The organism is Roseateles sp. (assembly GCF_047654805.1).
Lineage (GTDB): Bacteria > Pseudomonadota > Gammaproteobacteria > Burkholderiales > Burkholderiaceae_C > Pelomonas.
In genome coordinates, this window is sequence record NZ_JASGIV010000001.1 from 5,780,015 (window position 1) to 5,793,204 (window position 13,190).

Below are 13,190 nucleotides of genomic sequence, written 5' to 3' on the forward strand. Positions count from 1 at the left end.
GCTCAGGCCGCAGGTCGCAGAGGGCAATCGATGCCACTCTCGGGCGTCTCGGCAAGCCGGATCGCCAGGTCACCACGCAGCGCCTGCAGCGCTGTGATGCGTGCGTCGATGTCCGCCAACTTGCGCGACAGTGTCGCCCGCAGCGCCGGGCCGGCGTCCACGCCCTGGATCAGCCGTGGCAGATCGGCGGCGATCTCGGCCAGCGTGAAGCCCAATTGCTGGGCGGTACGTACATAGCCCAGCCACTGCACGGCCTCCTCGGGGTAGTCGCGGTAGCCGTTGGCGCTGCGGCGGGCCTGCAGCAGGCCACGCTTCTCGTAGAAGCGCAGGCTGTCACGGCTCAGGCCGGTGCGCGTGGAAAGGGTGCCGATGCGCATGGGGTCGTCGAAAAGTGAACTTGACCCTGGAGTGTGATCCAGGGTTGAGCATGCGGGCATTTCAACCCCAACTGCTTCGCAGTCCCGCATGCTTTCCTTCAGCACCCCTCGCTTCCTGCGCATCGTCTGGTTCAGCGCCCTGTACGACCTCGTCGTCACCGCGCCCTTCGCCACGCCCTGGACCTTCGAGCTCAACCGCGTGCAGCTCAGTGCGCTCAACCAGGCGCTGGGCGGTCCGGTGCTGCCGGCCTTCGGCCCGGTACAGATGCTGTTTGCGCTGTTGATGGGTAGCCTGGTGCTGGTCTGGTCCGTGCTGAGGCTGCGGGGGCCCACGGTGCAGTTTGGCCGCTACGACGGCGCCGCGCGGTTGCTGTTCAGCCTGTGGATGGCCTGGGCCTGGACGCAGGGTGGACTGCCCGTGCTGGCGCTGTTCCTGTTGCCTGAACTGGGCTGGGCGGCGGTGCAGCTTTGGCCGGTCCGGGAGCGCTGAGCGTTCGGCATGGTGCAACCGAGCTTTCGGCCCGGCCCCGGGAACGCATCCGCCAGGAGACGCCGGCCCCGCGCTGCCGGAAAATCGGCGGTTCCCGCTCCAGAACCGCACAGGCCGCTGCCATGCCCACTTATCGCTCCAAGACCTCCACCGCCGGCCGCAACATGGCCGGCGCCCGCTCGCTGTGGCGCGCCACTGGCATGAAGGACGATGACTTCTCCAAGCCGATCATCGCCATCGCGAACTCCTTCACCCAGTTCGTGCCTGGCCACGTGCACCTGAAGGACCTGGGCCAACTGGTGTCCCGCGAGATCGAGGCCGTGGGTGGTGTGGCCAAGGAGTTCAACACCATCGCCGTGGACGATGGCATCGCGATGGGCCACGACGGCATGCTTTACTCGCTGCCCAGCCGCGACATCATTGCCGACTCGGTCGAGTACATGGTCAACGCCCATTGCGCCGACGCGCTGGTGTGCATCTCCAACTGCGACAAGATCACCCCCGGCATGCTGATGGCCGCGATGCGGCTCAATATTCCCGTCGTGTTCGTCTCCGGCGGTCCGATGGAGGCCGGCAAGGTGCGCCTTGCGGTGCCAGGCACTGCCAAGATCGAGATCAAGAAGCTGGACCTCATCGACGCCATGGTGATGGCCGCCGACGCCAAGGTCAGCGACGCTGACCTCGCCGAGGTCGAGCGTTCCGCCTGCCCGACCTGCGGCAGTTGCTCGGGCATGTTCACGGCCAACTCGATGAACTGCCTGACCGAGGCGCTGGGCCTCTCGTTGCCGGGCAATGGCACCGTGGTCGCGACGCACGCGGACCGCGAGCGCTTGTTCAAGCAGGCCGGCCGCACGGTCGTCGAGCTGTGCCGCCGCTACTACGAGCAGGATGACGAGAGCGTCTTGCCGCGCGCCATCGGCAAGAAGGCCTTCGAGAATGCGATGACGCTGGATATCGCGATGGGCGGTTCAACCAACACCATCCTGCACATTCTGGCCGCGGCGCAGGAGGCCGGCATTGCCTTCGACATGGGCGATATCGACCGCTTGTCGCGCGACGTGCCTCAGCTGTGCAAGGTTGCGCCCAACACCAACAAGTATCACATCGAGGACGTACACCGTGCGGGCGGCATCATGGCCATCCTGGGAGAGCTGGACCGCGCCGGCAAGCTGCACACCGACGCGCCAACAGTGCATGCGAAGACGATGAAGGACGCGCTGGATCAGTGGGACATCGCCCGCTCGCCCAGCGAGGCGGTACAGACCTTCTACAGGGCCGGTCCGGCAGGCATCCCGACGCAAGTGGCCTTCAGTCAGGACACGCGCTGGCCCAGCCTGGATTTGGACCGTGCCGAGGGCTGCATTCGCTCATTCGAGCATGCCTTCAGCAAGGAAGGCGGCCTGGCCGTGCTGCGCGGCAACATCGCGCTGGATGGCTGCGTCGTGAAGACGGCCGGCGTGGACGACAGTCTGCTGGTCTTCGAAGGTCCGGCCCATGTGGTCGAGAGCCAGGACGAGGCGGTGGCCAACATCCTGGACGACAAGGTCAAGGCCGGCGACGTGGTGGTGGTGCGCTATGAGGGCCCCAAGGGCGGGCCCGGCATGCAGGAGATGCTCTACCCGACCAGCTACATCAAGTCCAAGGGCCTGGGCAAGGCCTGTGCGCTGCTGACGGACGGACGCTTCTCGGGTGGCACCTCGGGCCTGTCCATCGGCCACTGCTCGCCCGAGGCGGCGGCTGGCGGTGCGATTGGACTGGTGCGCAACGGCGACCGTATCCGCATCGACATTCCGAACCGCACGATTGATGTGCTCGTCAGCGACGAGGAATTGGTGAAGCGCCGTGCGGAGCAGGATGCAAAGGGTTGGAAGCCGGTCGAGGCACGCCCGCGCAAGGTGAGCGCTGCGCTGAGGGCTTATGCGCTGCTGGCGACGTCGGCGGACAAGGGGGCCGTGCGCGATCTGGGCCAGCTGGAAAGCTGACGTCCGGCGTCGGCTGGCGCAGTGCTTGGGGACCGCGGCACCGCGCCCCAGGCACTCAGCGCCGCTTGACGAAATATCCGGCGCCAAAGTCCATGTGATGTACAGCGACGGTCACGTTGGCGGCCTGCGTACCGTAGGTCCTAGGCCGGTTGTCTTCACCAAACGTCACATCGTTGCCGGTTCCAAACGAAGTCACGGGGCTGTGCCTGTCTGACGCGGGTGCCCTGATTGGGATCGCACCGGTTGTCGACCCTGTGTAGCGCGGGGTCATGATGACCACCAGATCGGCACCGATCCTGCGCCCTTGCGCGATGGCGTCCATCTCGGATTGGCGCTGATCGCTGTTGAAAGCCGACGACCCAATCAGCACGTACCCGCGCCTTTCATAGGCGGCGAACTGTTGTTGCAGCTCCGCTGCCGGGGCCAGGCGCTCTATAAGCAGTTCTCCAGGCGCGCCCGCGCTTGGCTGGGCGCGCACCCCGGCACCAATGCCCTGGACCGGCTGATAGAACTTCGAGTAGCCGTTGGCGCACCCGGCCAGCGCGGCCGAGGTTGCAATCGCGCAGAGCGTCCACAGCCGGGTGGCAGCAAGCTGTCTTCTCATGAAGCTCTCCCGCAGGTATCTGGGTGGCGCCAACAATGCCAGGATCTTCGTTGAAGCCTAACGTCATTTGCGGTAGAGGCCTGCCGCGGGTTCATGCGAACCTGGCGCGCTCCAGCATGGCCTGCAGCAGCACGTTGCAGCCGGCCTCAATGTGCTCGGGCTTGGCGTCCTCAATCTCGTTGTGGCTGATGCCGTCCTTGCAGGGAATGAAGATCATGCCGGCAGGCGCCAGCCGGGCCATGTAGACGGCGTCGTGGCCGGCACCGGATACGGCCGGCATGTTGCTGTAGCCCAGCGCATCGGCGGCCTTCTGGACCGCTGCGATGCAATCGGCGTGAAAGGGCTGAGCGGGGTAGGCGCTGACCGGTGTGATCTCAATGCTCAGGCCGCTGTCGGCGCTGAGCTTCGCGGCCACTGAACGGATGTCCGCGTCCATCGCCTCGCACAGCGCATCGGTCGCGTTGCGCAGGTCGATGCTGAACTTCACGCGGCCGGGGATGACGTTGCGGCTGTTGGGGTGGACCTGCACCATGCCCACGGTGCCCCGGCCATGCGGTGGATGGCGGTGGGCGCAGGCTACGACCTCCTGCATCAGGCGCGTGGCTACCTGCAGCGCGTCCTTGCGCAGTGCCATCGGCGTGGGGCCGGCGTGGGCCTCCATGCCAGTGACGACGCAGTCGTACCAGCGGATGCCCAGCACGCCAGTGACGACACCGATGGTCTTGTCATGGTCCTCCAGCACCGGGCCTTGCTCGATGTGGGTCTCGAAGTAGGCCCCGAAGGGGTGGTCGCCTGGCTCCTGGTCACCGATGTAGCCGATGCGCTCCAGCTCGCCCTTGACCGTCTTGCCTTCGGTGTCGGTGGCTGCGTAGGCATGCTCCAGCGTGAAGGCCTTGGCGAAAACGCCCGAGCCCATCATGACGGGCACGAAGCGCGAGCCTTCCTCGTTGGTCCAGAAGGCCACTTCGATGGGGGCCTCGGTCTCGATGCCATGGTCGTTCAGCGTGCGCACCACCTCGATGCCGGCCAGCACGCCATAGTTGCCGTCGAACTTCCCACCTGTGGGCTGGGTGTCGATGTGGCTGCCGGTCATGATGGGCGGCAGGCTGTTGTTGCGGCCCGCGCGGCGCATGAAGCCGTTGCCGATCTTGTCGACGGTGACCGTCATGCCCGCCTCGCGCGCCCAGCGCGTGACGAGGTCGCGGCCCTGCTTGTCGAGGTCGGTCAGCGTCAGCCGGCAGACGCCGCCCTTGTCCGTCGCGCCGATCCGGGCCAGCTCCATCAGCGAATCCCACAGGCGCTGGCCATTGACGCGCAGCTTCGTGATGTCGGGGCGGGTGGTGGGCATGTCCATGGCGATGTCCTCAGTCTGGCAGTTCGGTGCCGAAACGCAGCAGGTTGTGGTCGGGGTCGGCAAGCAGAAACTCGCGCACGCCCCAGGGCATGTCTTCGATGGGCTTGACAGGCTGGACGCCCTTGGCCGTGAAAGCCGCGTAAAGGGCGTCAGCGTCCGGCACCCAGAAGTAGACGGCGCCGCCGGGCTGGCAATCGCCGGCGTGGCCGCTCAGGAAGATGGTCTGCCCTTCGCGAGTGAGCTGCACGAACAGCGGCAGCCCCGGTTCGAACTGGTGCTCCCAGTCGATCGTGAATCCGAGCTGCCCGACATAGAACGCCAGGCTGCGGTCGGCCTGTGTCATGCGCAGCTGAGGGACAACGGTCTGCATGGTCATCGTGCGACGGCGGTAGGTGCGAGGTCGGCGGCACGCTTGGACGCAGCATCGAACTGCGGACCGAAGGCTGGCCGCTTTAGGTAGCGGCCCTGGCCCTGCTCAGCGCGCAAGTCGCCGTTGGCGAACACGACGCGGCCCTGACTGATGGTGTGGCTGGGTATGCCGCGCACGGTGCGGCCCTCGAAGATGTTGAAGTCGTTCTTCGAGAACTGCGTCCTGGCGGACAACGTCTTGGTGCCGGCCGGGTCCCACAGCACGAGGTCGGCATCCGCACCTTCCTTGATGGCGCCCTTGCGTGGGTACATGTTGAACAGTCTGGCCGCATTGGCCGACGTGATGGCGACAAACTCGCTGGGTGTGAGCCGCCCCGAGTTGACGCCAGCATCCCACAGCACCGCCATGCGCTCCTCGACGCCGCCGCAGCCGTTGGGGATCTTGGCGAAGTTGTCCTTGCCCGCGGCCTTCTGGCTCGCGCAGAAGGTGCAGTGGTCGGTGGCTGTCGTGTGCAACTGGCCGCTCTGCAGGCCGCGCCACAGGAACTCCTGGTGGATCTTGGGGCGGAAGGGCGGGCTCATCACATACGCCGCGGCCCTCTCGAACGACGGGTCGCGGTAGACGCTGTCGTCGATCAGCAGATGGCCCGCCAGTACCTCGCCGTAGACGCGCTGGCCACGTGCTCGCGCTCGAGCGATGGCCTCGGCACTCTCGATGCACGATACGTGCACGATGTAGATGGGCACGCCCAGCACGTCGGCGATGGCGATGGCACGATTGGCGGCCTCGCCTTCCACCATGGGCGGACGGCTCAGCGGATGGCCTTCGGGGCCGGTGATACCCATCTTGGCGACCTCGGCCTGCAGCAGATAGACCAGCTCGCCGTTTTCCGCATGCACGGTGGGCATGGCGCCCAGCTCAAGTGCTCGCTTGAAGCTGTTCACCAGCGTTTCATCGTCACACATGATGGCGTTCTTGTAGGCCATGAAGTGCTTGAAGCTGTTGATGCCCTCGTCACGCACCAGCGTGCCCATGTCGTCGCTGACGCTCTGGTCCCACCACGTCACGGCGACGTGGAAGGCGTAGTCGGTCGCGCTCTTCTCGGCCCACCCGCGCCAGGTGCGGTAGGCATCCATCAGCGGCTGCTGAGGGTTGGGGATGACGAAGTCGATGATGCTGGTGGTTCCGCCCGCCAGCGCCGCTGCGGTGCCGGTGAAGAAGTCGTCCTGCGTGACCGTGCCCATGAAGGGCAGTTGCATGTGGGTGTGCGGGTCGATGCCGCCTGGAATCAGGTAGCGGCCTGTGCCGTCCAGCGTCGTCGTGCCGGCCGGCGCCTCGGTGACGGCACGTTCGCCCAGGGCAGCGATGCGGCCGTCGACGCAGAGGACATCGATGCGGGATTCGGCGTCGGCATTGACGGCGATGGCGCTGCGGATCAGCAGGGGCTGGGAACTCATGTCGCGCTCCTCGTGAGCGGTTGGGGTTGGGTCTTGCCGGCCATCAGCACGCCGTAGACGATGGCCGCGAGCGCGAGACCCGCGAACCAGGCATAGGTGTAGATCTCCTTGAACGCCGAGCCCACCTCGGGAAAGCTGGCCGGGAAGGCCGCGTGCAGGAAGCCGGGGATGTTGGGCGCCACGCCAACGGCAAAGGCGATCAGGGCCGCCATGTTCCAGCCGCCGCGGTAGCTGTAGCGGCCTCCCTCGCGGTAGAGGTCTTCGACAACCAGCTCGGTCTTGCGCAGCAGGTAGTAGTCGACGATGAGGATGCCCGCCACCGGCCCGAGCAGCGCCGAGTAGCCGATCAGCCAGGTGAAGATGTACCCCTCGGTGGAGGCCAGGATCTTCCACGGCATCATTGCGATGGCGATGCCGCAGGTGATCACACCGCCCAGCTTGTAGCTGACCTTGCCAGGCGCCAGCGCCGAGAAGTCGTAGGCCGGACCAACGAGGTTGGCCGCGAGGTTGACGCTGACTGTGTCGATCAGCAGCACGATGAGCGCGATCAACACTGCGGCACCCGTCATGCGGGCGGCCAGATCTACCGGATCCCACAGCGCCTTGCCATAAATGACCACGGTGGCCGACGTGACGAACACGGCCAGCGCTGCAAGAAGCCCCATGGGTGCCGGCAGACCGATGGCCTGACCCACCAACTGGTCACGCTGGCTCCTGGCAAAGCGCGTGAAGTCTGGGATGTTCAGTGCCAGCGTGGCCCAGAAGCCCACCATGGCGGTCAGCGAGGGCCAGAACACGGCGGAAAACTGGCCGGCCTTCTTGCCGCCATCAATGAACTGCGAGGGTTGGTCCAGGATGGGGCCGAAGCCGCCAGCCTTGTCCCAGGCCCACCACAGCAGCACAAAGCAGATGAGGATCTTCAGCGGTGCCGTGTAGGTTTCGAGCTTGCGGATGGCCTCGATGCCGTGCACGACGAACCAGAACTGGAGCAGCCAGAACAACAGGAAGCAGGCGAACTGGGCTGCGCTGATGCCAAGGCCCGGCAGTGGGTCGCCGGACAGCGGGTGGCCCATCAGCACGCCCACCAGCGTGTAGATCATCTGCCCACCGAACCAGGTCTGGATGCCGTACCAGCCGCAGGCCACCAGCGCGCGCAGCAGCGCCGGCAGCCGTGCGCCCCGCGTGCCGAAGGAGGCGCGCGCCAGCACCGCGTAGGGGATGCCGTGCTTGGCGCCTGCGTGGCCGATCAGCAGCATGGGCACCAGCACGATGAGGTTGCCCAGGAACACAGTGCCCACGGCCTGGCCCCAACTCATGCCCGACTCGATGAGGCTGGCCGCCAGCGTGTAGGCCGGGATGCACATGACCATGCCCACCCACAGTGCGGCGAAGTGCCACCAGCGCCACGTTCGCTGAGCAGCCGTCGTCGGAATGAGATCGGGATTGCTCAGCGAGGGGTCAGTCATGGCGTGCTTCCGTGAGGTTTATGTGTTCTGCGGGAAAGCAAATTGCGGGCCCTTGGGCGTGCTGTCAGGCCAGCGCTGCATCACGGCCTTGTGCTTGGTGTAGAAGCGCACCGCCTCGGGGCCGTAGGCGTGGTGGTCGCCGAACAGGCTTCGCTTCCAGCCGCCGAAGCTGTTGAAGGCCATAGGCACGGGCAGCGGCACGTTGACGCCTACCATGCCAACTTGGATGTGGTGCACGAACTCGCGCGCCACATGGCCGTCGCGGGTGAAGATGGCCACGCCGTTGGCGTACTCGTTGGCCTCGATCAGCGCGATGGCCGCAGCCAGGTCCGGCACACGCACCACGCACAGCACGGGGCCGAAGATCTCCTCCGTGTAGCAGCTCATGTCGGCGCTCACGCCGTCCAGGATGGTGCCGCCGACGAAGAAGCCGTCCTCGTGGCCCGCCACCTTGTAGCCGCGGCCGTCTACAACGGGCTTGGCGCCGGCTGCCACGCCTTCGGCGATCAGCCGCTCCACGCGCTGTTGCGCTGCGCGCGTGATCAGCGGGCCCATCTCGGCACCGGTCTGGTGACCTTCGGCGATCTTCAGGGCCTCGACCTTTGGCTTCAGTGCGGCGACCAGCTTGTCGCCCACGTCGCCCACCGCGACCGCTACCGAGATCGCCATGCAGCGCTCGCCGGCAGAACCGTAGGCCGCGCCCATCAGCGCATCGACAGCACCGTCCAGGTCGGCGTCCGGCATGACGACCATGTGGTTCTTTGCGCCGCCCAGCGCCTGCACGCGCTTGCCGTGGGCTGAACCGACCTTGTAGATGTGCTCGGCCACCGGCGTGGAGCCTACGAAGCTGACCGCCGCGATGCCGGGGTGGGCCAGGATGGCGTCGACGATGTCCTTGTCGCCCTGGATGACGCTGAACACGCCGTCCGGCAGGCCGGATTCCTTCAGCCAGCGCGCCATCAGCAGCGAGGCCGACGGATCGCGCTCGCTGGGCTTGAGGATGAAGGCGTTGCCACAGCCGATCGCAATGGGGTACATCCACATCGGCACCATGGCGGGGAAGTTGAATGGCGTGATGCCGGCCACTACGCCCAGCGGCTGGCGCATGCTCCAGGCGTCCATGCCGCGTGCGATCTGCTCTGTGTACTCGCCCTTCAGCAGCTGTGGCATCGCAGTCGCGAACTCGACGACCTCGATGCCGCGCGCCACCTCGCCCAGCGCGTCGGGCAGCGTCTTGCCATGCTCACGAACCAGAGCCTCTGCGAGTTCCTCGCGCTTCTCCTGGAGCAGGGTGAGGAACCTGAACAGTACGCGGGCGCGAGCTAGCGGCGGGGTCTGGCTCCATGCCTTGGCGGCTTTCGCCGCGCTGGCAACGGCGGCGTCCAGGTCGGCCACGCTGCCCAGCAGCAGCTGGCCTTGCACCGCGCCCGTAGCGGGGTTGTGGATGTCTTGCCTGCGGCCGCCGGAGCCCTGGCTGACGGCGCCATTGATCCAGTGACCGACTTCGTAGTGACTCATCGCATGTCCTTCAAGCGCACGCAGGGCGCATGGGGTTGTTCGGATGCGTGGTCCAGTTGGCGTAGGAGCCGTCGATGACGCGGCCGGTGCGCGCATCGACCTCGCCCGGCTGGAGGGCACGCATCGTGATGGTGCCAGGGACCGGGCAGATCGACACGCACAAGTTGCATCCGACGCACTCGGCTTCGTTGACGTGGAAGTGGCGCCTGCCATCCTTGGTGGCCCAGATGGCCTGGTGCGAGGTGTCTTCGCAGACGACGTGGCAGCGGCCGCACTGGATGCAGGAATCCTGGTTGATGACCGCCTTGTCGACGTGGTTGAGGTTGAGCTGATTCCAGTTCTTCACGGTGGGCACGGCGCGGCCCTGGAAGTCCGCGAGCGACGCATAGCCTTTCTCATCCATGAAGTTGGACAGGCCCGAGCACATGTCCTGCACGATCTTGAAGCCGTAGACCATGGCGGCCGTGCAGACCTGCACCGTGCCGCAGCCCATGGCGATGAACTCGGCTGCGTCGCGCCAGGTGGTGATGCCGCCTATTCCCGAGATGGGCAAGCCGGCCGTGGCCGCGTCTCGCGCGATCTCGGCCACCATGTTCAGCGCGATGGGCTTGACGGCCTGGCCGCAGTAGCCGCCGTGCGAGCCCAGGCCGTCGGTGGAGGGGCTCATGACCATGCGGTCCAGGTCCACGCCCATCACCGAGTTGATGGTGTTGATGAGGCTTACCGCATCGGCGCCGCCGGCCTTGGCCGCGCGCGCGGGGTACCGCACATCGGTAATGTTGGGCGTCAGCTTCACGATCACGGGCAGCCTGGTGTGCTGCTTGCACCATTCGGTGACCTGCTGTATGTACTCCGGCACCTGACCCACGGCAGAGCCCATGCCGCGCTCGCTCATGCCGTGGGGGCAGCCGAAGTTCAGCTCCACGCCGTCGGCGCCGGTGTCGGCCACGCGGGCGAGGATGTCCTTCCAGCTCTGCTCGTTCACCGGCACCATCAGCGAGACGATCATGGCCCGGTCGGGGAAGTCGCGCTTCACGCGGCGGATCTCGTCGAGGTTGGTTTGCAGCGGCCGGTCGGAAATCAGCTCGATATTGTTGAAGCCGATGACACGTCGGTCCTGGCTCCACAGCGTCGCGTAGCGCGGGCCGTTGACGTTGACGACCGGCGGGTCCTCGCCCAGCGTCTTCCAGACCACCCCCCCCCAGCCGGCCTCGAAGGCGCGGCGCACGTTGACCTCCTTGTCGGTGGGCGGGGCCGACGCGAGCCAGAACGGGTTGGGGCCCCGGATGCCCAGGAAGTTGGTGCTCAGATCAGCCATGGGCGGCCTCCGTCGTGTCGGTGTGGCGGGCGGTGGCGATGCCCAGCGCGCGATCGATGGCGATGGCTGCGCGTTTGCCGTGCTCCACGGCCTCTACGGTCAGGTCCCTGCCGCCGGCGCGGCAGTCGCCGCCGGCCCAGACGCGTGCGAGGCTGGTCCGGCCATCGGCATCGGTCTTGATGCGGCCGGATTGCAGTTCGAGGGCGGCGCCCACCGGCATGGCCTGGAAGGATTGACCGATGGCGCGCAGCACCATGTCTGCCTCGATGACGAATTGCTCGCCGGTGTCCACCAGCGTGCCGCCTTCCAGCTTGGTGGCCGCAAAGCGCATGCCCTTGAGAACACCGCCCTGTGCGACGACGGCCAGCGGCCGCGCCCAGCAGCGGATGGTCACGCCATGGGTCTGCGCCCAGTGCTGCTCGTGCGTGGATGCAGAGAGGGCGTCGATGCCACGGCGATAGACCATCGTGACCTGCTCGGCGCCCAGCAGCCGGCTCTGCACGGCGGCGTCCACGGCGGTCATGCCGCCGCCGATGACGACGACCTTGCGGCCCACCGCCACGATCTCGGGTGCGCTCTGGCGCAGCTCGGCGATGAAGTCCACTGCGTCGCGCAGGCCCGGCAGCTCGGGCTCGGCAATGCCCAATGCGTTGACGCCCGCGAGACCCAGGCCCAGGAAGACCGCGTCGTACTCCGAGAGAAGGCCGTCGAGTGTGATGTCGCGGCCGAGTCGGCAGTGCAGCCTTGGCGTGATGCCGCCAATGCTCAGCAGCCAGTCGACCTCCTTCTGCGCGAAGCCGCCGGCTACCTTGTACGTCGCGAGACCGTATTCGTTCAGGCCGCCCAGCTTGGCCGCGGCGTCGAACAACACCACGTCGTGCCCGCGCCACGCCAGCCCATGCGCCGCGGCCAGGCCGGCTGGGCCGGCACCCACTACCGCGATGCGCCGCCCCGTGGGCATGCCGCGCGTGAACAACGGCTTGCCGGGACTTGCCAGATGGCCTTCCACCGCGTAACGCTGCAGCAGGCCGATCTCCACCGGCTTGCTCTCGTTGGTGTTGCGTACGCAGGCCTGCTCGCACAGCACCTCGGTGGGGCAGACCCGGGCGCACATGCCGCCCAGCGGGTTGGCCGACAGAATGGCTTCGGCGGCGCCGCGCACGTTGTCCTGCGCGACGCGCTGGATGAAGCTGGGGATGTCGATGCCGGTGGGGCAGGCCGTCTGGCAGGGCGCGTCGTAGCAGTAGTAGCAACGCTCGGCCTCGATCAGCGCCTGGGCGCGGTTCAGCGGCGGGTGGGCATCCGCAAAGTTGTGGGCATAGTCGTCAGGTCCGAGGCGACCTGATTTCAAATCTGCAAGGTCCACGGGAGTCTCCCTGGGGAAAACAGGCAAACATTACTACCCTGTAAAACTTGACCGAAGCGTAAAAACCCGCAGCTTCAGCTTGGTGCACACCGTCAAAATGCAGCATATGACTGACATCGCCCCCGTGACGCGCACGCCGCGCGCCGCCACCCTGCGCAAGCAGGAGGCCATTCTTGCCGAGGCCGAGCGCCAGTTCGCCCGGTTCGGCTTCGAGGGCGTCAGCCTGGACAGCATTGCCGCCGTGCTGGACCTGTCCCGCCAGAATCTGCTTTACCACTGGCCCAGCAAGGAAGATCTCTATCGCGCCGTGTTGGACAGCGTGATGGGCGAGTGGATGGCCAACATGAGCGCCATCGCCGAGGCCGACGAGCCCGAGGCGGCCATCCAGACCTATGTCGCCGTCAAGCTGCGCTTTAGCCGCGAGAGGCCCAGTGGCAACGCTGTCTTCACACGCGAGATCATGGCTGGCGCTCCGCGCTATCAGGACGTGCTCAAGGCCCAGGTCATGCCCTTGCTGCATGCCGATGTCGAGCGCTTCGAGCGCTGGGCGGACGAGGGCCTGATCCAACGCGTGGACTTCACGCACCTGATGTTCCTGATCTGGTCCTCGACCCAAGCCTATGCAGACCTGGGGCCGCAGTTCGCCCTCTACATGGACAAGCCTCGCCTGGAGGAAGCGGACTTCGAGGCCGCGCGCCAGCTGATCACGGGGCTGATCTGGCGCAGCCTCGCCATTGCCTGACGCGCGAACAAGCCAGGCTTGCACGCCTGCGAAGGAGTGGCTGCGTAGAATTCCTGCCTCATCCGAGGAGCGCTGCGAGGGTATTGGGCCCCCAGGCTCGGATCGTTTTCTAACGGCGCTCATCGATCCCCCGCGCGAGACGCCAT

The 13,190-nt window shown here is 66.5% G+C and carries 12 protein-coding genes and 1 riboswitch; of the genes, 3 read left to right on the forward strand and 9 right to left on the reverse strand.

What is annotated here, in order from left to right:
- Window positions 1-2 precede the first annotated feature (2 nt).
- Window positions 3-377, reverse strand: coding sequence for a MerR family transcriptional regulator (locus QM732_RS26230; protein ID WP_415659023.1), 375 nt, complete (start codon window positions 375-377; stop codon window positions 3-5).
- 88 nt (window positions 378-465) lie between these two features.
- On the opposite strand from QM732_RS26230, the gene QM732_RS26235 reads away from it, so the two are divergent.
- Both QM732_RS26235 and ilvD read left to right on the forward strand, forming a co-directional pair.
- Window positions 466-867, forward strand: coding sequence for a hypothetical protein (locus tag QM732_RS26235; protein ID WP_415659024.1), 402 nt, complete (start codon window positions 466-468; stop codon window positions 865-867).
- A 122-nt stretch (window positions 868-989) separates the two neighbouring features.
- Window positions 990-2,849 carry a dihydroxy-acid dehydratase gene (gene ilvD, locus QM732_RS26240; protein WP_415659025.1) on the forward strand — a complete coding sequence of 620 codons (1,860 nt, stop codon included), beginning with the start codon at window positions 990-992 and terminating at the stop codon, window positions 2,847-2,849.
- Window positions 2,850-2,904: 55 nt separating this feature from the next.
- On the opposite strand, the gene QM732_RS26245 is transcribed toward ilvD, so the two are convergent.
- From QM732_RS26245 to QM732_RS26280, 8 genes are all read right to left on the reverse strand, one after another.
- On the reverse strand, window positions 2,905-3,453 hold the full coding sequence (locus tag QM732_RS26245) for a hypothetical protein (RefSeq protein ID WP_415659026.1): 549 nt from the start codon (window positions 3,451-3,453) through the stop codon (window positions 2,905-2,907).
- A gap of 91 nt (window positions 3,454-3,544) precedes the next feature.
- On the reverse strand, window positions 3,545-4,807 hold the full coding sequence (locus QM732_RS26250) for a Zn-dependent hydrolase (protein ID WP_415659027.1): 1,263 nt from the start codon (window positions 4,805-4,807) through the stop codon (window positions 3,545-3,547).
- Between the two features lie 10 nt (window positions 4,808-4,817).
- A complete protein-coding gene (locus QM732_RS26255; protein WP_415659028.1) occupies window positions 4,818-5,177 on the reverse strand; it encodes a bleomycin resistance protein in 360 nt (119 codons plus the stop codon).
- Between the two features lie 2 nt (window positions 5,178-5,179).
- Complete coding sequence (gene hydA / locus QM732_RS26260) at window positions 5,180-6,634, reverse strand: dihydropyrimidinase (protein ID WP_415659029.1); 1,455 nt, start codon at window positions 6,632-6,634, stop codon at window positions 5,180-5,182.
- Window positions 6,631-8,100 (reverse strand): NCS1 family nucleobase:cation symporter-1, encoded by a 1,470-nt coding sequence (locus tag QM732_RS26265; RefSeq protein WP_415659030.1) that lies wholly within the window; start codon window positions 8,098-8,100, stop codon window positions 6,631-6,633. Before QM732_RS26265 ends, hydA begins: the two co-directional genes overlap by 4 nt.
- A gap of 18 nt (window positions 8,101-8,118) precedes the next feature.
- Complete coding sequence (locus QM732_RS26270) at window positions 8,119-9,618, reverse strand: CoA-acylating methylmalonate-semialdehyde dehydrogenase (protein ID WP_415659031.1); 1,500 nt, start codon at window positions 9,616-9,618, stop codon at window positions 8,119-8,121.
- Between the two features lie 10 nt (window positions 9,619-9,628).
- The gene (preA, locus tag QM732_RS26275) at window positions 9,629-10,936 is read right to left on the reverse strand and encodes an NAD-dependent dihydropyrimidine dehydrogenase subunit PreA (protein ID WP_415659032.1); all 1,308 of its coding nucleotides are present in this window, start codon (window positions 10,934-10,936) and stop codon (window positions 9,629-9,631) included.
- Window positions 10,929-12,302: an NAD(P)-dependent oxidoreductase gene (locus QM732_RS26280; RefSeq protein WP_415659033.1), complete on the reverse strand. Its 1,374-nt coding sequence runs from the start codon at window positions 12,300-12,302 to the stop codon at window positions 10,929-10,931. The genes preA and QM732_RS26280 overlap by 8 nt, the downstream gene beginning before the upstream one ends.
- A gap of 106 nt (window positions 12,303-12,408) precedes the next feature.
- Between QM732_RS26280 and QM732_RS26285 the strand changes: the two genes are divergently transcribed.
- Window positions 12,409-13,044: a TetR/AcrR family transcriptional regulator gene (locus QM732_RS26285; RefSeq protein WP_415659034.1), complete on the forward strand. Its 636-nt coding sequence runs from the start codon at window positions 12,409-12,411 to the stop codon at window positions 13,042-13,044.
- Between the two features lie 58 nt (window positions 13,045-13,102).
- Window positions 13,103-13,172, forward strand: a riboswitch (S-adenosyl-L-homocysteine riboswitch).
- Window positions 13,173-13,190: the final 18 nt, after the last annotated feature.

Coding starts and splice junctions, on each gene's coding strand:
- hydA (WP_415659029.1), bottom strand. CDS start 6,634: ATGAGTTCCCAGCCCCTGCTGATCCGCAGCGCCATCGCCGTCAATGCC.
- QM732_RS26245 (WP_415659026.1), bottom strand. CDS start 3,453: ATGAGAAGACAGCTTGCTGCCACCCGGCTGTGGACGCTCTGCGCGATT.
- QM732_RS26265 (WP_415659030.1), bottom strand. CDS start 8,100: ATGACTGACCCCTCGCTGAGCAATCCCGATCTCATTCCGACGACGGCT.
- QM732_RS26270 (WP_415659031.1), bottom strand. CDS start 9,618: ATGAGTCACTACGAAGTCGGTCACTGGATCAATGGCGCCGTCAGCCAG.
- QM732_RS26255 (WP_415659028.1), bottom strand. CDS start 5,177: ATGCAGACCGTTGTCCCTCAGCTGCGCATGACACAGGCCGACCGCAGC.
- QM732_RS26285 (WP_415659034.1), top strand. CDS start 12,409: ATGACTGACATCGCCCCCGTGACGCGCACGCCGCGCGCCGCCACCCTG.
- ilvD (WP_415659025.1), top strand. CDS start 990: ATGCCCACTTATCGCTCCAAGACCTCCACCGCCGGCCGCAACATGGCC.
- QM732_RS26230 (WP_415659023.1), bottom strand. CDS start 377: ATGCGCATCGGCACCCTTTCCACGCGCACCGGCCTGAGCCGTGACAGC.
- preA (WP_415659032.1), bottom strand. CDS start 10,936: ATGGCTGATCTGAGCACCAACTTCCTGGGCATCCGGGGCCCCAACCCG.
- QM732_RS26250 (WP_415659027.1), bottom strand. CDS start 4,807: ATGGACATGCCCACCACCCGCCCCGACATCACGAAGCTGCGCGTCAAT.
- QM732_RS26235 (WP_415659024.1), top strand. CDS start 466: ATGCTTTCCTTCAGCACCCCTCGCTTCCTGCGCATCGTCTGGTTCAGC.